We start from the raw sequence: 22,931 nt of genomic DNA, 5'->3' as shown, positions 1-22,931 counted from the left end.
ACAGGCATGACCAAGCGCTGACAGGTTGCCAAACCGGTCAGCGCCGTGTCTAAGCGGCTGAAGACAAACCAGTTCTTCCGTCATGCTCGATATTCTCTCCATCACAGCTCCCGTTTTCATCATGATCGCGATCGGATACGCCGCGGTCTATTCCGGCGTGTTCGAAGCCGCAGCGATGCGTGTTCTGGGCACCTATGTCGTTTACCTTGCCCTGCCCGCGCTGCTGTTCAAGGCTGTTTCGCAGCGGCCGATCTCCGAGGTGGCCAACTGGAGCTACATGACGGCCTATCTTTGCGGCTCGCTGGTGGTTCTGAGCGCAGGGTATTTTTATGCGCGGAAGGTCCAGAAGGCTGACACGACGGCCGCGGCTTTCAGCGCCATGGGCATGGTCTGCTCCAACACCGGGTTTATCGGCTATCCGATCCTGCTTCTGATGCTGCCGTCTATCGCCGGTGTCGGCCTGGCGTTGAACATGCTGGTTGAAAACATCGTGCTGATCCCGCTGCTTCTGGCTATCGCGGAAGCAGGCCAAGGTGGACCATCGCCTGTCGGCAAGATGCTGTCAAAAACTCTCAAGGGACTGATCCGCAATCCGATCATCATCGGCCTCGTCGCCGGTCTCGTTGCCTCGTTTACCGGCCTGAATATCCCGGCGCCGCTGATGAAGCCTGTCGACATGCTCGCGGCTTCGAGCGCGGCGGTGTCGCTGCTGGTCATCGGCGGCACACTGGCAAGCGTGTCTGTTCGCGGGCTGAGCGGAGAAATCGCTCCAACCGTCGCCGGCAAGCTGCTGTTCCATCCGCTTGCCGTGTTTGCCGCAACCACCGCACTGCCGCTTGCCGGCCTGACACCGCTGTCGCCGGACATGCAGGCTGCGGCGGTTATCCTTGCGGCTGTTCCGATGATGGGGATCTATCCGATCCTGGCGCAGCGTTTCGGGCGCGAACGCTCAAGCGTCGTCGCCATGCTGATGGCCACGGTGCTCTCGTTCTTCAGCCTGAGTGCCGTGCTTTGGGCGGTCACTACATACATCCTTTGAACGAGACCAGGCATTCCGGCAAACGGCACCGGGTTCGACTGACGGACCTTTCCGTCTGGTTCCGGTCATGAGAAAAGTCTGCTCTTTGACCCGAAATCAAAATGCATGACTGGCCTGAAATCCCGGCAAATATGGGTGACAGACGCGGGCAAAAAAGCAGCTGAAGCGTTTCCTCTTCGAAGTAATCGCACCACTTTCGAGCCTCCCGCGCATGATTCAACATCGGTTAAGCCGGGCCTGCTAAGACAACTCATCATCTGGCGCTTGTTGCGCATTTCGGATCGGGAATATGTTCGGACCCAAGACAGTTGCCGCACGTCGCATGCTCAAACGCACCGCCATTCAGGGCGGGCTTGAGGCCGTGTCGCTGCTGTCAAAGACGGGCCTGATGTCGGGCGCACGCGGATCGGGGGCAATATTCACCCTGCACCATGTCCGGCCAGCCATCCACAAGGCTTTCAACCCGGTGGCGCATCTGACGATCACTCCCGAGTTCCTTGATGCCAGCATTGCCAAGCTCAAGGCTGACGGGCATGTCCCCGTGGCTCTCGAAGACCTGCCGGAATTTCTTGCCAAGCCGGACCGGCCAGGCCCGGCAATGGTTTTCACGCTGGATGACGGATATCGCGACAACAACCAGTTTGCCCGTCCCGTGTTCGAAAAACACGGAGTTCCCTACACGATCTTCATCTCCGGCGGGTTCGTCGACCGGACCCACTCGATCTGGTGGGAAACCGCGGAACAGCTGCTCAGCCAGATCGACGAGTTCATATTCGATTTCGGAGACGGGAAGGAAACGCTTCCGGTCCGTACCCCGACCGAAAAATACGCGGCGTTTGACCGCCTGCACAAAGCCCTTGCCTGCAACGAGCAGCAACCCATTGTCGAGCGGCTGGGCGCGCAGGCCCGGGACGCCGGGATTTGCCCGACCGGAATTGTCGACCGGGAGGTGATGGGGGAAGCCGAGCTTCGCGAGCTTGCAGAAACGCCACTCGCAAGCCTGGGCGCGCACACCATCTCGCATCCCAACCTGGCGCATCTGACCGCCGAACAGATGCGGACGGAAATCAGCCAATCGGTGGAGCGGGTGACGGAGATCACCGGCAAGGTGCCGAACACGCTTGCCTATCCGTATGGTGACAGATGTGCGGCAGGCCCCCGGGAGTACCAGGCCGCGCAAGACCTCGGCTTCAAACTCGCAGTGACCACCAACCCCGGGACACTGCACGCGGAAAGCCTAGCGAAGCCGTTTTCCTTGCCGCGCATTTCTCTCAACGGCTACTACCAGAAATGCCGTTATGTCGGGGCGCTTGCCTCGGGGATCCCGTTTTCGTTCACCGGTTCCGCTCAGGGATAGAGCCGGGTCTTGTCCCACGTCCCTTCTTGCGCACGGGTGAAGACCACCCGGTCATGAAGCCGGAACGGCCGGTCATGCCAGAACTCGATGGATTGCGGCATGATGCGGAAGCCCGACCAATAGGGCGGACGCGGAATCTCGCCGATCGCATGCTTGGCGGTGTATTCAGCCACGGCCTTTTCAAGCGCAAAGCGGCTTTCCAGCGGCCGCGACTGCTTCGATGCCCAGGCGCCGATCCGGCTGCCGCGGGGGCGTGAGGCGTAGTATTCATCGGCTTCGACGTCACTGACCTGCTCGACCGGTCCGCGAATCCGGACCTGTCGGCGCAGGGTCTTCCAGTGAAAGCACATGGCGGCTTTCATTGACGAGAGAATTTCCTGGCCCTTGGCGCTTTCAAAATTCGTGTAGAAGACAAAGCCGCGCTCATCGAAGCCCTTGAGCAGGACCATCCGGACATCCGGCAGTCCGTCGCTGTCGACCGTCGCCAGTGCCAGCGCATTCGGGTCATTGGGTTCGGATGCGGTCGCGTCTTCAAGCCATTTCGCAAAAAGCCGGTAAGGTTCGGCTTCTTGCGTGAAGTCACCAGTCGTTAACCCTGTTTCTGTCATAGTCTTCCCTCATGCCTCCGGGCTGGAGTGGCAGTACGTTGAAACCTGACCTAACAGAAGCAACCTACAGGGAAAAGAGCGGCACGGTGCGCCGCGCCGTTTTGGCGCTGGTATTGCCGGCCTGCCTTACCTTGTCTGCCTGCATGGGTGGCGGTTCGTCGGCGGTTTCGGCACTTGCTATCGACCAGACCACGACCGGGTCGATCGCGCCGCTGTCGGCGGAGGGCGAGGTCCTGTCCGACGAAACAGTCATCCGTGATCTCGTCGGCAATCTGAGCCAGGATGAGCTGGCCAATTCCCAGCCATGGTCCAATTCCCTGACCGGGTCCGCCGGGGTCATTACGGATATGACAATACTGGTCGATGGCGACAGGACCTGCCGCCTGTTCCGGACAACACGGCACAGCTTTGACGGCGTGGCGCTTTTCAATGGCCGTGTCTGCCGCCGTCCCGATGGCGGATGGGACCTGGTCAGCCTCGACCGCGCTGAAGGCTGATTGGAATATTATTCCGGGTCTGGGACCGAAATCCCGTTTTCCATACACGGATGATTAGCAAATCAACGCTAGAGTACCCGGATTAGGCCCATACGGGGATGTAACATGCGTAGTCCGTACACGGTGCTCGGCGTCAATACGACGGCGAAAGCTGAAGATATTAAGAGCGCCTACCGGCAGCTCGCAAAAATTTGGCATCCGGATCAGAATCCGGATGATCCGCAGGCCGGGAACCGGTTTGCGGAGATTGCCCATGCATACAAGATGCTGATCGATCCCGAGATGCGCCTGAAGTTCGATCGTGGTCATGTCGATGCCCGCGGTCGTCGCCAGACCCGGCCGGCACGCGGTTTTGCGGCCAATCCCTTCAAGACGTTCAAGGAGTCGATGGGCAACGCCCCCGGCCCTCAGCCAAGTGCGGCCAACCAGGCTGCCGACGCCATGGACGAAGCCAAGTTCGAGGACATGGTGGTCCATATCTTCGGCGACGCAGCCGCCAAGAAGACCAAGGAGCAAGCCAGCCAGGACAAGGACCAGTCCGGCAAGCGCACCAAAACCGATGCTCCGGGCATGGATGAAGATCCGCTCACCACGCTTGATAATCTGTTCAAGAAATGGAAGTCGCGGCACAAGCCGAAGACGGTGCTGCCGCCGACACATCACCAGATCGACATCACCCTGGAGACGGCTTTCGCCGGCTTCGAGGAGGAAATCGTTTTCGGCGAGGACGAAACCGTCACCTACACGATCCCCGCCGGAACAATTGACGGGGCCGAGATCGTGGTTCCCTCGCCCAAGCCCGAGGTTTACGGCGATGCTATCGTGACCGTGCGTCATCAGGAGCATTCACGGTTGCGCTCAACGGGCAGTGATCTTCACGGCGATCATCCGATCGAACTTGCAGAAGCGGTACTGGGCGGCTCCTTCGTGTATGAAGGCCTCGACGGGCCCCTGCGCATCGAAGTTCCGGAATGGTCGGGATCCGACACCGTGCTCAAGGTCAAGAACAAGGGACTTCCCACTTCCTTTGGCAAGCGGGGGACACTGCACATTCATTTGCGCGTGATGCTGCCTGAAAAACCTGATCCGCACCTGAAGGATCTGATGCGGGCAAGCAAGAAGGCCTGGTATCTCTAGGCGCCCTGCCCGGACAAAACTAAATGCCCGGCAGTTAACCCAATCGGTTGCCTTGACTTGCGGCAACACGCACCGTGTGCCATAGCCTTCGCGACAATTTCGAGGGAGAATGCAATGGCTGACACTTCCGGCCTGATGAAGGGCAAACGCGGCCTGATCATGGGCGTGGCGAACAATCGGTCGATTGCCTGGGGTATTGCCAAGGCGTGTGCCGATGCAGGCGCAGAGCTTGCGCTGACCTACCAGGGCGAAGCACTCAAGAAGCGCGTCGAACCGCTGGCCAAGGAACTTGGCGCGGTGGTTGCGGGGCATTGCGACGTCACCGACCTGGACACCATCGACGCGGTCTTCGCCGATCTGGAATCGCGCTGGGGCAAACTCGATTTCGTGGTTCACGCCATCGCGTTCTCGGACAAGGACGAGCTGACCGGCCGCTACGTCGAGACCAGCCGTGAGAACTTCACCCGCACCATGGACATTTCCGTCTATTCGCTGACGGCGGTCGCCAAGCGGGCCGAGCCGCTGATGACCGACGGTGGTTCGATCATCACGCTGACCTATTACGGTGCCGAGAAGGTGATGCCGCATTACAACGTCATGGGCGTTGCAAAGGCCGCGCTCGAAGCCAGCGTGCGCTATCTTGCTGTCGATCTGGGCGGTTCCAACATCCGGGTCAACGCGATCTCCGCCGGCCCGATCAAGACGCTGGCTGCCTCGGGCATCGGCGACTTCCGCTATATTCTGAAGTGGAACGAGTACAACTCGCCGCTCAAGCGCTCCGTGACCATCGACGAGGTTGGCGATTCCGCGCTTTACCTGGTGTCGGACCTGTCGCGCGGCGTCACCGGCGAAGTGTTGCATGTCGATTCGGGTTACCACACGGTCGGCATGAAGGCAGTCGACGCTCCCGACATCAGCGTCGTCTGACGCCTGCGGCGTCCAGGTGGCTTCACTTGGACGGGCTTTGCATCTATTCACAGTGACGAACGACTCGCGGGCGTGAAAATCCACGCCCGCGAGGTTACGTCGATACTTTGCAGCGAGGATTAGTGATGCTTCTCTACGTGATCCGCCATGGGCAGACGGACTACAATCGGGAGGAGCGGCTTCAGGGTGCGCTGGATATCCCGCTCAACGCCACCGGACGCGGCCAGGCGGCAGCCAATGGCCGCACGCTTGCAAGCCTGCCGACGCTGGAACTGCCGCTTGACGATTTCGACTGGGTGGCAAGCCCGCTGGGGCGCACACGCCAGACCATGGAACTTGTTCGCGAGGCCGCCGGCCTTGATCCGCTGGCTTACCGCACCGAACCACTTCTGCTTGAACTGTCTTTCGGTGACTGGGAAGGGCAGACGCTTGTCGAGGTCGAGGCGCATTCGCCTGACCTCATCGAGCAACGCAACAAGGGCAAATGGCACTTCAGGCCACCCGGCGAACGGGCCGAAAGCTATGCCATGCTGGCCGAACGCACCGATGCATTCCTGTCCAGGCTCGAGCGGCCTACAATCTGCGTTGCCCATGGCGGCGTGATTCGCACGCTGTTCAACAGGATCGGGAAGATCGAAGGCGACGATGCTGCCATCATCGACATCCCGCAGGACCGGGTTCTCAAGACAGACGGCGAATCAATCGGCTGGATCTGAGAAGATTACAGGTGGCGCAGTGACTACTGTACCACTTCGAGATCGTTGATCATGCGCTTGCCATCGACAACCGTATAGAAAATCACCACTTCAACGTTCTTTTCCAAGCCTTCGAAATTGAATTCCGCAGGCGTGACGTAGACCTTGCCATCATTGAGCTTGATGGTCTGTTCGGCTGTGGAAACGTCGGCGATCTTGCCCGTGGCGTCAGCACTTTGAGCCCATGCGGAGAGCGGTGCGAGCAGAGCTGAAACAGCAAAAAGGGCAGAAATGGCAATACGCATCGGGCAGTCCTTGGTAATTGTTCCGGGTTGCCCCTTTGAAGGAGCATATTGTGGCAAAATTGACGCCGCCAATTGAGCCGCAAACAATTGCCTTGTCAATCAAACCGGCAGCATCGCAAGCTGCGGCAACAAAAAGGCTTCCCCCAAGCCCCCTCCATCCTCTAGAACTCACCTGAACCCTCAAATGCGGGCCTGTTCCGCGATATTCCACGGTTGCAACGCATGTCGCACAACACTTTCGGCCATCTGTTTCGCGTGACCACCTGGGGCGAGAGCCATGGGCCGGCGCTGGGCTGCGTCGTCGACGGATGCCCTCCCGGGATCCGGTTTACCGAAGCCGGCCTGCAGCACTGGATGGACAAGCGCAAACCGGGCCAGTCCCGCTTTGTCACCCAGCGGCGCGAGGATGACCTGGTCAAGGTTCTCTCGGGCGTCATGCGCGAGGATGATGGCGGACTGATCACCACCGGCACGCCGGTCTCGATGCTGATCGAGAACACTGACCAGCGATCGAAAGACTACTCGGAGATCGCCAAGCGCTACCGGCCCGGCCATGCGGACTACACCTACGACGTCAAGTATGGGGTGCGCGACTATCGCGGCGGCGGACGCTCCTCTGCCCGGGAAACCGCGGCACGTGTTGCAGCGGGCGGACTGGCGCGGCTGGTCGTGCCCGGCGTGAGCGTACGGGCAGCGCTGGTGCAGATCGGTGAACACAAGATCAATCGCGCCAACTGGGACTGGGCACAAGTCGACAACAACCCGTTCTTCTGCCCCGACCCGGAAACCGTTCCGGTGTGGGAAGAGTATCTCGACGCCATCCGCAAGGCCGGCTCGTCGGTGGGCGCGGTCATCGAGGTGGTGGCCGAGAACGTGCCGGCCGGGCTGGGTGCGCCTATCTATGCCAAGCTCGACCAGGACATCTGCGCCAACCTGATGTCGATCAACGCCGTCAAGGGTGTCGAGATCGGCAACGGGTTTGATGCGGCGCGGATCAGCGGCGAGGAAAATGCCGACGAAATGCGGATCGGTGACGATGGAAATCCGGTGTTCCTGTCCAACAATGCCGGCGGCATCCTGGGCGGCATTTCAACCGGGCAGCCAGTGGTTGCACGGTTCGCCGTCAAGCCGACCTCCTCCATCCTCAACGACCGGCGTTCAATTGACTCCGACGGCAAGGAAGTGGATGTGAGAACCAAGGGCCGGCACGATCCCTGTGTCGGCATCCGCGCCGTTCCCATCGGCGAAGCCATGGTTGCATGCGCGCTTGCCGACCATTACCTGAGAGACCGCGGCCAGACCGGCCGCCTCGATTGAGAGACTGCCCATGAGCTATGATCAAGCCCGCGTCGTTGAAGCCATCCGCGCCTTTGAGGCCGGTGAAATCGTTGTCGTCACCGATGACGGCGGACGCGAAAACGAAGGCGACCTGATCGTCGCTGCCGTCCATTGCACGCCCGAGAAGATGGCGTTTATCGTCCGCCACACATCCGGCATTGTCTGCACGCCGATGCCGCGCGAGGAAGCCAAGCGGCTCAACCTCACCGCCATGGTGGCCGACAATGATTCCGCCCATACAACGGCCTTCACCGTATCGGTGGACTACAAGCACGGCACGACCACCGGCATTTCCGCCGACGACCGGACGCTGACGGCGCGCAACCTGGCCAATCCGAATGCCGGCGCCAGCGATTTCACCCGTCCCGGCCACATCTTTCCGCTGATTGCCCGCGAGGGCGGCGTGCTGATGCGCTCGGGCCATACCGAGGCCGCAGTTGACCTGTGCAAGCTTGCGGAGCTGCCGCCGATCGCGGTGATCTGCGAACTGGTCAATGACGACGGCACGGTCACCCGCGGCGAACAGGTCGATGCCTTTTCGGTCACGCACGGGCTCAAGCAGGTCTCGGTTGCCGATCTGATTGCCTACCGGCAGCGCAAGGAAACGCTGGTCGAGCACATCGACAGTTTTGACGTTGAGACGGTGGCAGGCAAGGCGAAAGCCCACAGCTACAAGCTGCCCTGGGATCCGATGCATCACCTGGCGGTGGTGTTTGGTGATATCCGTGACGGCGTCGACGTGCCGGTGCGGCTGCACCAGGAATCGGTGGTCAATGACGTGTTCTCCAAACAGGAGCCGATGACCGCGATCATGGAGAAAATGGCCAAGGAAGGCCGCGGCGTCGTGATCTACCTGCGCGAAGGCTCGGTGGGCGTCGGGCCGCAGGCTTCGCGCCGGACGGCCCTGATCGAGGGCGAAGGCCATGCCGAAGCGCAGGCGCGCGAGGACGAATGGCTGGAAATCGGGCTGGGCGCGCAGATCCTCAAGGATCTCGGCATTAGCTCGATCAAGCTCTACGCATCGCGCGAACGCCACTATGTCGGACTTGAAGGTTTCGGCATCCAGATCTCGTCGACTGAAATCATCTGATGATACCGCGCTTTCCGGCGCTGCTGGGCCTGGCTCTTTGTGCCCTCCTGCCTGCCGAAAGCAGCTGGGCCCAATCGGTTCATGTCCTGAAAACCGACGCGCCGGTCGAGCGGATCATCCGATCCGAGGCAGGTACTTATGTGAAGGCGGGGGAGCTGTTTTACTCCGCTGTCGCCTGCGGCAGACCGGCCGGGCTTTGCCTGACACCGGCACACGCCCCCGCCGAAGCGGCCCCCGCTCCAGCCGGCGCACTGCCTGATGGACGCATTGCCGTCGCCGGAACCGGCGATATCCGGCGCGCGTGGTATGCGAGGCCAACCGGGCGCTATGCCCACGGCGTTCTCGGAGACAGCCTTGAAGGCGGATCACTGATCGTCGTCAACGCGGAAGGCCGGCAGTCGGAATTCGTGTTGCCCGACAGCCTGGTGTTTGAAGATCTCACGCCGAGGATTGCCGACCTTGATGGAGACGGGACCAACGAGGTCATCGCCATCCGTTCGTCGAGGTCCGGAGGCGCCGCGATTGCGCTCTACGGGGTTGCAGCCGGGCAACTTGTCGAACTGGCGGCCGGTTCGGAAAACGGACGGGCCAACCGCTGGCTCAACATTGCCGGGTTTGTCCCTCGTCCAGACGGCGGCCTGACAATCTACGGGGTTCGCACGCCGCACATCAACGGACGGCTGTTCTCACTGGTTTTCCGTAACGGGACACTGGTTGAAAGCAATGACATTGCAGCCGACGTCTCCAACCACAAGATTGGTTCGAGGGAACTTGGCCTCTCCGTCGTCGGCGAATTCGGCGGCAAACTGGACTTGATCTTGCCGTCCCAGAACCATCAGAGATTGCGGTTTCCGCTCTCAGGCCGCGCCGACATTGCGCTGCCAGGAGAAATCGACAAGGCCATCGCGATTGTCGACGGCGTCATCCTGACAGCCACCGACGATGGCGCGCTGGTCGCGGTCAGCCCGTGATGTCGGAGTGCAATCCGGCATGAGGCAAAAGCCGCTGCGCCGCTATCACCGGTAGACACACGGCGTCAGCGACCACCCGGTTCACCCGCATGGACGCGCTTACCGAACACGAGATCACCCGGACCGCTTGTAGGCTTTGACAGCCTCGCCAAAGGCCTGAAACAGGGGTCTGTTGACCGGGTTGTGCTGCGGATCATATTCGGCATGCCACTGCACGCCGAGCGCAAAGCCGATGGCATCCTTGAAGCGGATGGCTTCGATGGTGCCGTCCTCCGCCACTCCCTCGGCCACGATCCTGTCGCCCAGCTTGAGGACGCCCTGCCCGTGCAGCGAATTCACCCGGATCGACTCACGCCCGAGAATGCGCGCAAAAACACCATCCGGAACCAGCTTCACGTCATGACGATCACCAAAGACGACATCGGGATCCGGATGAACTTCGCCGGTCTCGAGGCGAGGCATGCGGTGGTTCATCCGGCCCGGCAAATCACGAATTTCGGGATGCAGTGAGCCGCCGCCCGCCACATTCATTTCCTGAAAACCGCGGCAGATTCCAAACAACGGAACGCCCTTCGCCACACAGGCCTCGACCAGCGGCAAGGCAACGGCATCCCGCGCCTCGTCATAGGGCTCATATCTGGGATCGGGTTCAGCACCGAAACGGGCCGGATGGACATTTGCCCTGGCTCCGGTCAGCAGCACGCCATCCACGGCGTCCAGCAAATCCGAAATGTCGGTGATGCCCGGATTGCCGGCAAAAATCAGCGGCAGCGCACCCGCCACGTCGGCGATCGCCTGAAGATTGTTTTGTCCCGCCAGCTGAACGGAAAACCTGTTCTCCAGATTGTAGTAATTGCCGATAACGCCGATGACAGGCTTGGCCATGAATTGGTCTCGCACTCGATTTCCGGACACGCGAACTGGCGTCCGCACGGACTGTATTTTTCACATGCCGGGGCCATCAACAACTCCAGGAACGGAAAAATTCCGGAAATCAACAATGACGCAGCCTCAAAAGGGAATGGCGGCCGCCAAATTCACAGCCCCTCGTTCCACCCATCGGCATAGGTGATTTCGCTGACGCCGGCGAAACGGGCAACACGCGCAAGCTCGGCCTCGAGCCTTGCCATGCGGCCCGCAGAAGCGCGAACTTTCGGTTCCAGCCAGAGCCGGGTGACATTCAAGGTGCCTGCCTTGCGGTCCGCCTTCATGTCGATGCGGCCGATCAGCCGGTCGCCTTCAAGCAGCGGAAAGACATAATAGCCATATTCACGCTTCGGCCCGGGTACGAAGACCTCTATGCGGTAGCGGAACCCGAACAGCCGCTCGGCGCGGTTGCGGTCGCGCAGAAGCGGATCAAACGGGCTAAGCACCCTGATGCGGCCAGGCGGTTCGGGCCAGTCATCCGGCTCGGCGGAGAAGCCCGCCAGGGCAAAGGACGCACGCGGCTTGCCGCCGCCGTCGCATTCGATCTCGACCTCATGCAACTGGTCGCGATTGGCACTGACCCAATCCTTCGCCTCCTGAGGCGAGACCAGGTCCCAGAAGGCCGAGATCTCGCCATGGGTGGCAAAGCCGAGGCGCTCAAGCGCACTGCGGCAGGCCCAGTCGATGAACTCGACATGAGACACCTCGGCAGTCAGACGGGCAGCCGGAATGACGCGTTCGGCAAGATCATAAACCTTCTGGAAGTTCTGCCGCCGGCTGATTGCCAGCCTGCCGGTGTGCCAGTAAAACTCAAGCGCCTTCTTGGAAGGATGCCATTGCCACCAGCCGCCGGACTTGTGGTCTGCCTGCTTGACCTCGCGGGCAAGCACGGCGCCGTTGTCGGCAATGCGCTGATAGGTTTCGCCGAAGGCCTTGTCGAAATCCTCGCCGTGCCATTTGCTCCAGCGTTTGCGCATCGGCTCTTCGCAACGCCTGAACTTGTGCTTCCAATAGGGGTAGAAATCACAAGGCACGATCGCCGCATCATGAGTCCAGTGCTCGAACAGCGCCCGGTCTTCCTCAAGTAGTTGCCTGAGCTGCTCCGGTCGGAATGTCTGGTTACGCGAAAACAGGATCTGGTTGTGAGCCCGCTCGACGGTGGAAATGCTGTCGACCTGCACGAATCCCAGATCGTGGATCATGCGCAACAGGTCTGTCTTGGACAAGGCGCGCGACGGCGGTGCCGACAGCCCCTGCCTGGCCAGAAAAATCCGCCGGGCGGCCTTGTTTGAAACAGGAATCACCATTGGCTGACCTTACACGCGTTCGCGTTTTGTCCAAACACGAACAGGCCGGCCGCTCTGAACGATTTGCACCAACGGGCCAAAACCGTCTTTCGCGGCTGATCGCGCACGCGATGTCGGGCTGCGCCAGTTGGCGCAACCTCGGCACTCATGGTTCAGCGTTCATCACCAAAATACTGTTTCTCGAGCAGATCCAGGTCTCCATGCTCCTGAAGTGCCAGCAGCTTTATGGTGACTTCCTGCGTGAGCGTGTCTTCATTGTAGGGCAACGCGAAGCCGTATTTGCCCGGATTGAATATCCGGCCGATGACATCAAGACCGAAATCAGGGTTTTGGTGCTTGTAGTATTCCAGCACCGGAGCATCGGCGACGATGGCATCGATATCGTTTTCCTTGAGAGCCGCTACGGCATTTTCAATGCCGTCAAACCGGCGAATGTCGATCCCCTCGCCGGCCATGATGTTTTCACTGATGCTGCCGGTGAAGACGCCAACTGTACGCCCTGGCAAATCCTCCGGTCCCCTGATGTCGCCGCGGATTGCAAGGCTTGTCATGACGCTGGTGACCGATGAAGTGACATAGGCAAGAACAGCAACCCCGATGATAAGCCAGAAGGCCGAAAAGATCCTTCCGACCCAGCCGAACAGCTTCGTCCGGCTCGGCAGGGTTCCCTTGGTCGCAACCAGCATGACGGCATAAAAGCTCTCGGCAATTCCATCGCGCCAGCGGTCCGGGAAGTTCTTGTCGAAATGCCGGTCGAAAAGCGTCAGTCCGACCGTTGCCAGCAGGATGAGGGAGACAATCCAGCCATAGATTCCGACATAGCCTGCCTCCCACAACCCGTCCCATACGTCACCAAGGCCCGTGGTGCCTTCCTTGTCGATCATGATGCGCAAACCCGCATCGAACCAGGGCTGGGTAAAGTCGATCCGCGTTGCCCGGTCCTCGGTAATGGAGATATTGCCGACTGCGATATCAATATCATCGGCCCGAGTCGCATCGAGCAGTCCGGAGACTGTCAGGTAATCGCGATAGGAGGCGGTGTAGCCCAGTTCGCCGGCAACCTTGTTCCAGAGATCGATCGCCATTCCGCCAAGGTTTCCGTCCGAATCACGCATCACAAACGGCGGACTGATGTGGTAGCCAACAACGACATTCTTGTCGGCGCGCGGCGCAACCGGTGCCTCCTGAGCCATCACTGCGCCTGCCAAAGCAAGCCAGACAATGGCCGACAGGGCGATCAAACGGGAAATGGATTTTTCAAACCCATCACTCCACCGCTTGATCTCGTCTGCGTATCTACCCGTTGTTCCTGCCGGGTTCGTTCTTCCTGCCGGGGATGTCATCGTTTGCAATCTGCTGCTTCCATCTGAAATGCCATGGGTGATCGTGGTGAACCGTGAAACGGTCTTCCGCCTGCTCAGGCTGCAAACACAACTTCCGTGCCACGCCCGATTCCGATGCATATTTCACCATTGAGATGAAAGAATCGGAAACGCCACCAAGATGGGCAGGTGTCTTGCCGCGGGAACAAGGGGGGCCGCATCGCGGCCATTGGATACTGTGGCCGCGCGGCTAACCAGCAACGCCCGCCGGTGCAAGGCAACCACGGCCCTGCAAACCCCGTACCGCGCCAAATTGCCACTGGAAAGCCGTTTGTTTCCTGTTAAAACCAACGCATGACAACATTTTTCTACTCCAATCCCATCTGCCTCGAACACCTGGTTCCGGCCGGCCATCCCGAGCGGCCCGACCGGATGAAAGCGCTTGAGGCTGTCTTTGAACACGAGCACTTCAACACGCTTGTCCGGCACCTGGCCCCTGAAGCCCAGGCCGAAGCCGTGCTGCTGGCGCATCCGGAGAGCTATCTCGAGAAGATCCGCGCGGCCATTCCCGAAACCGGGTTCTCCAAGATCGATTCCGACACCATGGCCAGCCCGCGCTCGATGGAAGCGGCACTTATCTCGGTCGGCGGGGCGATGGCAGCCGTCGATGCGGTGTTCAAGAGGGAAGCCGACAACGCCTTTGTCGCAACCCGGCCACCCGGCCACCATGCCGAGAAAAACACGTCGATGGGTTTCTGCCTGTTCAACCAGGCAGCGATTGCCGCACGGCATGCACAGAAATTCCATGGCGCCGAACGGGTGGCGATTGTCGACTGGGACGTGCACCACGGCAACGGCACCCAGGACATCTTCTACGACGATGACAGCGTGGTCTATTGCTCCACCCACCAGATGCCGCTTTATCCCGGCACCGGGGCTCTGCGGGAAACCGGCAAAGGCAACATCTTCAATGCGCCGCTGTCGGCCAATGATGGCAGCGACCATTTCCGCGAAGCCTTCAAGACCCGCATCCTGCCCGCGCTGGAGGAAGCGCATGCCGACCTGATCATCATTTCCGCCGGTTTTGACGCGCACCATCGCGATCCGCTGGCCGAGATCAACCTGGTGGCCGACGATTTCGACTGGGCCACCGGCAAGGTGATGGAAATCGCCGGGCGCCATTCAGGCAACCGGGTCGTCAGCCTGCTTGAAGGCGGCTATGATCTGGTGGGCCTCGCCGAATCGGCGGCAGCCCACGTGATCCGGTTGCAGGAGGGTTGATTGATGAGCGAAGCCAATGACATTTCCGCCATGAGCTTCGAAGCGGCAGTGGCGCAACTGGAGAGCATCGTCGAACAGCTCGAGCGCGGTGACGTTCCCCTCGACAAGTCGATTGAAATCTACGAGCGTGGCGAAGCGCTGAAAGCGCATTGCGAAAAGCTGCTGTCGGCGGCGGAAAAGCGGATCGAGAAGATCCGCCTCGACCGCCAGGGCCAACCTGCAGGCACGGAGCCTCTCGACACAGAATAGATCCGCAAACACAGGAGCATGGCATGAGCTTTTTCCCCGGAGGAGACCCGGAACCCGGCGATGCCTATTCCTGTGACGCCATCGAACACCTGATCATTCCATCCTCGCGTGACATCGGCGGCTTCCCGGTCAAGCGGGCGCTGCCGACCGCGCGCAGGCGGATGGTCGGGCCCTTCATCTTCTTTGACCGGATGGGGCCCGCAGTTCTGCGCGGCGACACCGCCATGGATGTGCGCCCTCACCCGCATATCGGCCTTTCCACCGTCACCTATCTGTTTGACGGCGCGATCCGGCACCGCGACAGCCTGGGCACCGAGATGGTAATCAGGCCCGGCGATGTGAACCTGATGACGGCGGGCCGCGGCATTGTTCATTCCGAGCGTTCGCCCGAAGAGATGCGGGGTGGCGACATGCCGATATCAGGCCTTCAGACCTGGCTGGCATTGCCCGACCATCTGGAGGAAACCGATCCGGTCTTCTCCCACACGGCCACCACCGCATTGCCCGAGATCACCGACAAGGGAATTCATGCCCGAATCGTGATGGGCGGTTTTGGCGGACTTGTCTCTCCGGTGCCGCAGCACGTGGGAACGCTTTATGTCGATCTGGCGTTATCACCATCGGCCTCGGCGCCGTTTGATGCCAACTGGGAAGAGCGCGCGCTGTACCTGCTGGAAGGCGAGATCGAGATCGCCGGCGACCGGTTCGGCCCGGATCAGTTGCTGGTTTTCCGCCCCGGAGATGCCATCACCGTGACCGCCGGAGCAAAGGGTGCACGGATGATGCTGTTTGGCGGCGACAGCATTCCGACCAAGCGGCATATCTGGTGGAACTTCGTCTCCTCGTCCAAGGACCGCATCGAACAGGCCAAGGCGGAATGGCGCTCGGGACGGTTCGACATCGTGCCCGGCGATGCGGAAGAGTTCGTCCCGCTGCCGGAAAAGTGAGCCAAAGCGGTCGCAAACGATTGCAAATCAAGCTGTGGCAAGTGCGCCCAGACCTTATTTCAAACCTTAATCCGGGTTTACACATACCTATTTACGGGCTACGCCGTGATCGATTGTGAGGCATGACGTGACCAACCAGCCAGTAACCCCGCTTCTCGACACGGTTCATTATCCCGCCGACCTGAAGAATATCGATGACAAGCTGTTGCCGCAGCTTGCGACCGAGTTGCGGGCCGAGATGATTGATGCGGTGTCGCGTACCGGCGGCCACCTCGGCGCCGGCCTTGGCGTGGTCGAACTGACGATTGCGATCCACAAGGTGTTCGACACGCCGCATGACCGGGTGATCTTCGACGTCGGCCACCAGTGCTATCCGCACAAGATCCTGACAGGCCGCCGCGACCGGATCCGCACGCTTCGCCAGGAAGGCGGTCTTTCCGGCTTCACCAAGCGCGCCGAGAGCGAGTATGACGATTTCGGCGCGGGCCATTCCTCCACCTCGATTTCCGCCGGTCTCGGCATGGCCGTGGCCAGTCAGCTGCAGGGCACGCCGCGCAACGTGATTTCGGTGATCGGCGATGGCGCAATGTCGGCAGGCATGGCGTTCGAGGCCCTCAACAATGCCGGTGCGCTCGATGCGCGGCTGATCGTCATTCTCAACGACAACGACATGTCGATTGCCCCGCCGACCGGCGCGATGAGCGCCTATCTGGCACGGATGGCATCGGGCCGCACCTATATGGGCATCCGCGAAGCGGGCAAGAAACTGACGGCCTATCTGGGCAAGAACATCGACCGCGCCATCACCCGCGCCGTCGAACATGCGCGCGGCTACGTCACCGGCGGCACGATGTTCGAGGAACTCGGATTTTACCATATCGGCCCGATCGACGGCCACAATCTCGAGCACCTGCTGCCGGTACTGCGCAATGTGCGCGACAATGGCGACGGGCCGGTGCTCATTCATGTGGTGACGCAGAAGGGTAAGGGCTATGCACCTGCCGAGGCGGCGACCGACAAGTACCACGGCGTTTCCAAGTTCGATGTCGTCACCGGCACCCAGGCCAAGGCCAAGCCGAACGCGCCGAGCTACACCGCAGTCTTCGGCGAGGCGCTGGCGCAGGAAGCCAACTTCGACGACAAGATCGTGGCAATCACCGCCGCGATGCCGGGCGGCACCGGGGTCGACAAGTTCGGCAAGGTGCACCCGACCCGGACCTTCGATGTCGGCATTGCCGAACAGCATGCAGTAACCTTTGCCGCCGGCATGGCGACCGAGGGCATGAAACCGTTCTGCGCGATCTATTCGACCTTCCTGCAGCGCGGCTATGACCAGGTGGTCCACGACGTGGCGATCCAGAAACTGCCGGTGAGGTTTCCGATCGACCGGGCGGGTTTCGTCGGCGCCGACGGCGCCACCCATGCGGGGGCTTTCGACACCACCTACCTTGCCTGCCTGCCGGGATTCGTGGTGATGGCGGCCTCCGACGAGGCCGAGCTCAAGCACATGGTGCGCACGGCCGCAGCCTACGATGAAGGCCCGATCTCGTTCCGCTATCCACGCGGCGAAGGGGTTGGCGTCGAGATGCCCGAGCGCGGCGAGATCCTGGAAATCGGCAAGGGCCGGATCATGCGCGAAGGCAGCAAGGTGGCGCTGCTGTCGTTCGGCACGCGGCTGGCGGAATGCCTGGTGGCGGCCGAGGATCTCAACGCCGCGGGTCTTTCAACGACGGTTGCCGATGCGCGGTTTGCCAAGCCTCTGGACCATGATTTGATCCGCCAGCTTGCGCGGCATCACGAAGTGCTGGTGACCATCGAGGAAGGCTCCGTCGGCGGCTTCGGCAGCCATGTGCTGCAATTTCTTTCAACCGAAGGCCTGCTTGACGGCGGTCTGCGGGTGCGCTCGCTGGTGATGCCAGACGTGTTCATGGACCATGCCTCGCCTGACGCGATGTATGCCCGCGCCGGGCTCGACCGGAAGGGCATTGTCGACACGGTGTTTCGCGCGCTTAACGCCGAAAACCGCGCAGGCGCTCAGGTTACCGTTCTGAAACCATAAATGTTTTCCGGATTCTAACCACGTCCCTTGGGCGTTCTGAAACATCCCGCTGCTAGTGTTTTGCCCACAGCACAGGACTTCGGGGCGTTTGCAAATGACGATGGAAAAGGCGGGAAAACGCCATGCGCGCAGGATCGCGATGGCATTGCTGATGGTGGCGGCAGGCCTGGTCTCACCGGCCAACGCGGAGAAGCGCCCCACCTATGACAAGCGCATCGAGGAAGCGGCAATCAGGATGCTGATCCCCAAGCTGGGCGAAATGCGCGGATCGCTGGATCTGGATGCAAACGTGGATATTCTGCCGATGGCCAGAGAGCGGGTTATCGAAAACCGGGCGGCAGAAGTGCCGGCCCCGGTGCCAGGTCATGAAAGCAAGGGCAGCCTGCTGTTCTTCTGAACCGCGGGGCCTGACGCTGCCAGATACGCACAAAGCGCTTGCCCTTGCGGCCCTTCCGGGCCAAGACGGCTTTCATGGCAGACCCATCTTCACAGATTGCGGCAAGCAGGGACCGGCTTGACCAGACCCTGGTCCGGCGCGGGCTTTACGAAAGCCGCTCGCGGGCGCGGGACGCGATTGCGCGTGGCGCGGTGCTGGTTGATGGCAAGACCGTGACCAAACCCGGTGCGCTGGTTACAGACACCGCGGACATCGCACTGTCGGACCCGGCGCGAAATTATGTCTCCCGCGCCGCGTTGAAGCTGATCGCCGGTCTCGATCATTTCGGCTTCGATCCAGCCGGCCGGGTGGCGCTTGATATCGGCGCGTCGACCGGCGGGTTCACGCAAGTGCTCCTCGAACGCGAGGCTGCCCACGTGCTTGCCGTCGATGTCGGCCATGACCAGTTGCATGCAAACCTGGCGGGCGATGGGCGCGTGAGCAATCTCGAGGGCCTCAACGCCCGCGACCTCGCCCGGTCCGATCTGGCTGGCCATGATATCGGCGCGGTGGTCTCGGATGTCAGCTTCATCTCGCTGAAGCTGGCGCTGCCGCCGGCGCTCGGGCTTGCGGGCCCCGGCGCCTTTGCCGTGCTGCTGGTCAAGCCGCAGTTCGAGGCGGGACGCGCAGGCGTCGGCAAGGGCGGGCTGCTCAAGGACACGTCTCAAGGTCCGGTCATTGCCGCGGATCTTGCCGGGTGGCTGGGCGCGCAGCCCGGCTGGACGGCCTTGGGGCCCATCGCCTCGCCGATCGAAGGCAGCGACGGCAACCACGAATTTCTCATCGGAGGCGTCAAATCATGAGCGCTCAAAAACTCACCATCACAAGGCTCGGCGGACAGGGCGACGGCATCGCCGAAACGCCCGACGGCCAGATTTTCGTCCCCTTCACCGTGCCCGGCGACGTGGTCAATGCGGGGGTCGAGAAAAGCCGCGCGTCGCTGATCGCCGTGCTGGAGCCATCGCCTGACCGGGTGACGCCACCCTGCCCGCATTTCGGACCGGACGACGAGAACGCCGGATGCGGCGGCTGCGCGCTTCAGCATGTCGCCGACGACGTCTACCGTGACTGGAAGCGCGGGCTGGTGATCGCGGCGCTGGAAAGCCGCAACATTGCGGCCGATGTGGCACCGCTGGTCTCCTGCGAGCCTCACACGCGGCGGCGGGTGGTGTTTGCTGCGCGGCGCACGGACAAGGGCGCGATCCTGGGCTTCAACCGGGCTGCGAGCCACCAGATCGTCAAGGTCGAAACCTGCATCGTCGCAACGCAGCGGATCAACCAGGCGCTGCCGGCGCTGCGGCGGCTGGCGACGGCCGTGGCTGTCGGCAAGGAGGCCTTCCGGCTCTCGGTGCTCGATGCAGCGCCGGGTCTCGACCTTGCCGTCGATGCCCCGTTCAAGCTTGGCGAGCCCGACCGGCTGCGGATCATCTCGGCGGTCCGGGCCGAGCCTGATGTTGCCCGGCTGAGCTTCAACGGTGAAATCCTGATCGAGAAACAGCCGCCGGAACTCGAATTCGGCAAGGTCATCGTCAACCCGCCGCCGGGCGGCTTCGTGCAGGCGAGCCGTGCGGCAGAGACGGTGATGGGCGATCTCGTCACCGGGCATCTGAAGAAATCCAAGCGGGTGGTGGACCTGTTTTCCGGCTCCGGCACCTTTGCCCTGAGGCTCGCCGAGAACAGCCACGTGCATGCGGTGGAAGCCGACGGGCCATCGCTCGCGGCCCTCGACAAGGCCGCGCGGCGCACGCAGGGGCTCAAGCCGGTGAGCGTGGAAAAGCGCGACCTGTTCCGCCGGCCGCTGATGCTGGCCGAACTGAAGACCTACCAGGGGCTGGTGTTCGACCCGCCGCGCGCCGGCGCCGAAGTGCAGGTGGCCGACATCGCCCGCTCGACCGTCAAACACATCGCCGCCGTGTCCTGCAACCCGGTTACACTGGCGCGCGATCTCGAGATCCTGATCAAGGGCGGCTACAAGCTCACCTCGGTGACGCCGATCGACCAGTTCCTGTGGTCAAGCCATGTCGAGGTTGTTGCGCTCTTGGAGCGGCCGAAAAGGTAGGGGGCTGTGTCCCTGGTCGCAGCGGCGCTCACTGCACCGGTCATTCTCATACCTCTCTATCGTGATTCTCGGCCCAATCTCTCGTCATCCTCGGCCTTCGAGCCGAGGATCCATTCCGTGATCTGTCCACACACTGCAGGATTGGGAGAGATCACGGAATGGATCCTAGGGTCGGGGCCCTAGGATGACGACGGAGAGGTGTTGCCTGGTTGGCGAGATATTGTAGACCGCCATCTCCTTATTCAACCACCAGCCACACCAAAACCCCGCGCGCGAAAAACTCGCCGGCGGCTTTGGGGCAATCTCCTTGTCCGGACCCGATCCGGACTCGTGGGGCGCGGGCGACAGGCCCGTGGTGGTTGGAAGAATGTGGCTTGGCGCGTGTCCCCGCGCCCCACCGGTGAGGAAAACCCAGCGCCTTCCGGGCGCGGGCGGGCTGTTCTTCCCGCGAAACTCGACGCAAGCCCCGGGCGGTTTCGTCACGTTCGATCCTTCGGGAACCGAACACCTCCCTCTCCCACCCGGCGCCAGACAGCATGACCCGTCAGGCCCGGCAGGGACTTGTCAGGCCGGCGTTTGCGGTGACGCCGCGTTCCGTGGCCGGGCAGCCCGCCCGGACAGGGATGCGGATCAAACGCCGCCGGTTGAAGATCGTGCCGCCCGTTTGCCTCTCGTGAGAAAGACGCGGACGCCGCAGTTCTGCGACCGGTTCCGGCCATTCGCGCGGGAGAACCCTCGGCCCGATCCACCTCGATCCGGCAGGTCCCCGCGCTGACCGGGGTGTCGCTTCGCAAGCTTCCGGCCCGCAGGTACGGTGCCCGCGCGCCAAAACTCACCGCCTTCCGCCGGCCCGGGCTCCGTCAGCCCCGGCCATCCGTTCGGGACGGAAGGTGGGGGGATTATCGCATGGGGCGGGAGGGTGTGGAAAATGTGGGAGATTTTTTGTAGGAGGGTGCGAATGGCGAAGGGTAAATTTGGGCGGGGAGCGGACGTTCGCGGTCGCTCAACAGGAGGCCCAGCACGCCCCCTTCCATCGTCTAGCTGTCGCAAAGGCGCTGCTTTCTGCGAACTAACAACATCTGTGTTTCTATTTCAGTGAATGGTCTACGAACCGAGTACAACGAATGCATCTGACGGTGGCAGCTTTTTTTGGTACTTTTCCAGCTCTATTTGTGCCTGCTGGACCTCGATGATTTTTGCATATTCAGTCATTGCCTCGAATTTAGAAGCGCTCCTCATCAACAAGCAAGAACAGGCGAACGCTGGCTCATTCTTTAATGATGGCGCGGTCAGCAGAACAGAGAAAGAATCTACGTCCTCTACATATTCGTTCGAAATCATATACTTCGGTTTCTTATGCATCCCAGCGAACGTATGACCTGAAAAAACCAACTCTGATTGGGAGGTAATGGCAACACTTCCTTCCATGCGCATCAGGTTAATCTCAGTTTCTTGTGTTGCGAATATTCTACGAACCTCAAGGAACTTGAATGATTTTTCATGCTCAAAAATACATAGTGCGCTCTTTGCAACATAGGCATCGGGATCTTGTATTGAGCGTCTGAATAGCCAAAAATTGCCTACAAATTTCTTCAGCCTTCGCTGCATGGTAGCCTCAAAACGGCCATCCACAGTAAGGGTCACACCCTGCAATCGTGAACGGGCCAGTCTTGCGTCGACGGTGGGCGTATCGGCCAGTTTCCTTTCAAATTCATCTAAATCGCCGCTCTCAAAAAGAATGGCCGCAGGCCAATCAAGCACCTCTGCAAGTCGAAAGCATCGCGCAGAGCCTGGCCTCGCCACGCCTGATGACCATTGCGAGATAGCCGAGCTGGAAACACCCAAGATAACCGCTTTTGCTTCTTGAGTTCCTTCGATTTTTGATAAGGCCTGCAGAAATCGTTCGGTATCTGGTTTCACTGATTAAGTACTCAACATTCTAAAGCTGCAAATCCGTTTTCGTATCTGCCCTTAACTGCAAGATAGGTTCAAGTTTCAACCACCGCAGCAATGCGGACCACGAAACTGGAGAAACAAAAATGGAACCCTACGCCTACTCTCTCTTCATCATAGCCTATGCAATCTTGCTTTTGGCACACTAAAATCAGCTGCAGGCTTCATCCTTGAAGCCTGCAGCTTAGCTTCTGTAAGCAGAACCAGATGGTTCTTAAGAATACGTGATCATGGGCTTTTCAGTAGCAATCGGCTCCATCATATCTGCTCGGGTGTGTAGGTATCTTCATCAAGGTCTCCTTCGGGCCGAAAGCGCCAAAGAACGTCTAGCAAGATTGGGCGGGGAGCGGTCAGAGGTGGTTCGGATTGTCTGAACAGTTTCGGGCGTCTGCTTAAGTGGATTTCCGCCCTGATTATGCTGCCGCCA

The 22,931-nt window shown here is 60.8% G+C and carries 22 protein-coding genes; 16 read left to right on the top strand and 6 right to left on the bottom strand.

From position 1 onward, the window contains the following. Positions 1-82: 82 nt before the first annotated feature. Together WNY80_RS11480 and WNY80_RS11475 are read left to right on the top strand one after the other, a co-directional pair. The gene (locus WNY80_RS11480) at positions 83-1,039 is read left to right on the top strand and encodes an AEC family transporter (protein ID WP_342887522.1); all 957 of its coding nucleotides are present in this window, start codon (positions 83-85) and stop codon (positions 1,037-1,039) included. 289 nt (positions 1,040-1,328) lie between these two features. After that, the gene (locus WNY80_RS11475; RefSeq protein WP_342887521.1) at positions 1,329-2,396 is read left to right on the top strand and encodes a polysaccharide deacetylase family protein; all 1,068 of its coding nucleotides are present in this window, start codon (positions 1,329-1,331) and stop codon (positions 2,394-2,396) included. Here WNY80_RS11475 and pdxH read toward each other — a convergent pair. Continuing rightward, the gene (pdxH, locus tag WNY80_RS11470; RefSeq protein ID WP_342887520.1) at positions 2,387-3,004 is read right to left on the bottom strand and encodes a pyridoxamine 5'-phosphate oxidase; all 618 of its coding nucleotides are present in this window, start codon (positions 3,002-3,004) and stop codon (positions 2,387-2,389) included. The genes WNY80_RS11475 and pdxH overlap by 10 nt on opposite strands. A gap of 38 nt (positions 3,005-3,042) precedes the next feature. Here pdxH and WNY80_RS11465 point away from each other — a divergent pair, with 38 nt between their 5' ends. From WNY80_RS11465 to WNY80_RS11450, 4 genes are all read left to right on the top strand, one after another. Continuing rightward, the gene (locus WNY80_RS11465) at positions 3,043-3,501 is read left to right on the top strand and encodes an RT0821/Lpp0805 family surface protein (RefSeq protein WP_342887519.1); all 459 of its coding nucleotides are present in this window, start codon (positions 3,043-3,045) and stop codon (positions 3,499-3,501) included. 105 nt (positions 3,502-3,606) lie between these two features. Then, positions 3,607-4,638, top strand: a complete 1,032-nt coding sequence (locus tag WNY80_RS11460; RefSeq protein WP_342887518.1) for a DnaJ C-terminal domain-containing protein — start codon at positions 3,607-3,609, stop codon at positions 4,636-4,638. Positions 4,639-4,752: 114 nt separating this feature from the next. Continuing rightward, entirely contained in the window at positions 4,753-5,565 is an 813-nt protein-coding gene (gene fabI, locus WNY80_RS11455) for an enoyl-ACP reductase FabI (protein WP_342887517.1), read from the top strand. A gap of 125 nt (positions 5,566-5,690) precedes the next feature. Then, complete coding sequence (locus WNY80_RS11450; RefSeq protein WP_342887516.1) at positions 5,691-6,281, top strand: histidine phosphatase family protein; 591 nt, start codon at positions 5,691-5,693, stop codon at positions 6,279-6,281. A gap of 23 nt (positions 6,282-6,304) precedes the next feature. Here the strand turns inward: WNY80_RS11450 and WNY80_RS11445 are convergent, their stop codons facing one another. After that, the gene (locus WNY80_RS11445; protein WP_342887515.1) at positions 6,305-6,565 is read right to left on the bottom strand and encodes a DUF1344 domain-containing protein; all 261 of its coding nucleotides are present in this window, start codon (positions 6,563-6,565) and stop codon (positions 6,305-6,307) included. A gap of 222 nt (positions 6,566-6,787) precedes the next feature. On the opposite strand from WNY80_RS11445, the gene aroC reads away from it, so the two are divergent. The 3 genes from aroC to WNY80_RS11430 are packed head-to-tail and all read left to right on the top strand — an operon-like array spanning position 6,788 to position 9,964. Continuing rightward, positions 6,788-7,882, top strand: a complete 1,095-nt coding sequence (aroC, locus tag WNY80_RS11440) for a chorismate synthase (RefSeq protein ID WP_342887514.1) — start codon at positions 6,788-6,790, stop codon at positions 7,880-7,882. Between the two features lie 10 nt (positions 7,883-7,892). Further along, on the top strand, positions 7,893-8,993 hold the full coding sequence (gene ribB / locus WNY80_RS11435) for a 3,4-dihydroxy-2-butanone-4-phosphate synthase (RefSeq protein ID WP_342887513.1): 1,101 nt from the start codon (positions 7,893-7,895) through the stop codon (positions 8,991-8,993). Next, positions 8,993-9,964: a hypothetical protein gene (locus WNY80_RS11430; RefSeq protein WP_342887512.1), complete on the top strand. Its 972-nt coding sequence runs from the start codon at positions 8,993-8,995 to the stop codon at positions 9,962-9,964. Before ribB ends, WNY80_RS11430 begins: the two co-directional genes overlap by 1 nt. Positions 9,965-10,078: 114 nt before the next feature. Here the strand turns inward: WNY80_RS11430 and WNY80_RS11425 are convergent, their stop codons facing one another. The 3 genes from WNY80_RS11425 to WNY80_RS11415 form a co-directional block, all read right to left on the bottom strand. Then, a complete protein-coding gene (locus WNY80_RS11425) occupies positions 10,079-10,849 on the bottom strand; it encodes a gamma-glutamyl-gamma-aminobutyrate hydrolase family protein (RefSeq protein WP_342887982.1) in 771 nt (256 codons plus the stop codon). A gap of 152 nt (positions 10,850-11,001) precedes the next feature. After that, entirely contained in the window at positions 11,002-12,198 is a 1,197-nt protein-coding gene (locus WNY80_RS11420; RefSeq protein WP_342887511.1) for a winged helix-turn-helix domain-containing protein, read from the bottom strand. Between the two features lie 152 nt (positions 12,199-12,350). After that, positions 12,351-13,391 carry a transporter substrate-binding domain-containing protein gene (locus tag WNY80_RS11415; protein ID WP_342887510.1) on the bottom strand — a complete coding sequence of 347 codons (1,041 nt, stop codon included), beginning with the start codon at positions 13,389-13,391 and terminating at the stop codon, positions 12,351-12,353. A gap of 483 nt (positions 13,392-13,874) precedes the next feature. Here WNY80_RS11415 and WNY80_RS11410 point away from each other — a divergent pair, with 483 nt between their 5' ends. The 7 genes from WNY80_RS11410 to WNY80_RS11380 all read left to right on the top strand — a co-directional run bounded on the left by WNY80_RS11410 (position 13,875) and on the right by WNY80_RS11380 (position 20,551). Next, on the top strand, positions 13,875-14,801 hold the full coding sequence (locus tag WNY80_RS11410) for a histone deacetylase family protein (RefSeq protein WP_342887509.1): 927 nt from the start codon (positions 13,875-13,877) through the stop codon (positions 14,799-14,801). Positions 14,802-14,804: 3 nt separating this feature from the next. Next, positions 14,805-15,050: an exodeoxyribonuclease VII small subunit gene (locus tag WNY80_RS11405; protein ID WP_342887508.1), complete on the top strand. Its 246-nt coding sequence runs from the start codon at positions 14,805-14,807 to the stop codon at positions 15,048-15,050. A 23-nt stretch (positions 15,051-15,073) separates the two neighbouring features. Next, entirely contained in the window at positions 15,074-15,997 is a 924-nt protein-coding gene (locus WNY80_RS11400; protein WP_342887507.1) for a pirin family protein, read from the top strand. Positions 15,998-16,124: 127 nt separating this feature from the next. Continuing rightward, positions 16,125-18,056: a 1-deoxy-D-xylulose-5-phosphate synthase gene (gene dxs, locus WNY80_RS11395; protein WP_342887506.1), complete on the top strand. Its 1,932-nt coding sequence runs from the start codon at positions 16,125-16,127 to the stop codon at positions 18,054-18,056. A 94-nt stretch (positions 18,057-18,150) separates the two neighbouring features. Continuing rightward, the gene (locus WNY80_RS11390; RefSeq protein WP_342887505.1) at positions 18,151-18,453 is read left to right on the top strand and encodes a hypothetical protein; all 303 of its coding nucleotides are present in this window, start codon (positions 18,151-18,153) and stop codon (positions 18,451-18,453) included. A 74-nt stretch (positions 18,454-18,527) separates the two neighbouring features. Further along, the gene (locus tag WNY80_RS11385; protein WP_342887504.1) at positions 18,528-19,295 is read left to right on the top strand and encodes a TlyA family RNA methyltransferase; all 768 of its coding nucleotides are present in this window, start codon (positions 18,528-18,530) and stop codon (positions 19,293-19,295) included. Continuing rightward, positions 19,292-20,551: a class I SAM-dependent RNA methyltransferase gene (locus WNY80_RS11380; RefSeq protein ID WP_342887503.1), complete on the top strand. Its 1,260-nt coding sequence runs from the start codon at positions 19,292-19,294 to the stop codon at positions 20,549-20,551. The genes WNY80_RS11385 and WNY80_RS11380 overlap by 4 nt, the downstream gene beginning before the upstream one ends. Positions 20,552-21,655: 1,104 nt before the next feature. Here the strand turns inward: WNY80_RS11380 and WNY80_RS11375 are convergent. Beyond that, the gene (locus tag WNY80_RS11375) at positions 21,656-22,471 is read right to left on the bottom strand and encodes a hypothetical protein (RefSeq protein ID WP_342887502.1); all 816 of its coding nucleotides are present in this window, start codon (positions 22,469-22,471) and stop codon (positions 21,656-21,658) included. Positions 22,472-22,931: the final 460 nt, after the last annotated feature.

It is taken from the genome of Hoeflea sp. AS16 (genome assembly GCF_038900095.1).
In the GTDB taxonomy this organism is placed as follows: Bacteria; Pseudomonadota; Alphaproteobacteria; order Rhizobiales; family Rhizobiaceae; genus Hoeflea.
Note: the sequence above shows the minus strand (reverse complement) of the source record. Positions and strands in the feature narration are given on the sequence as shown.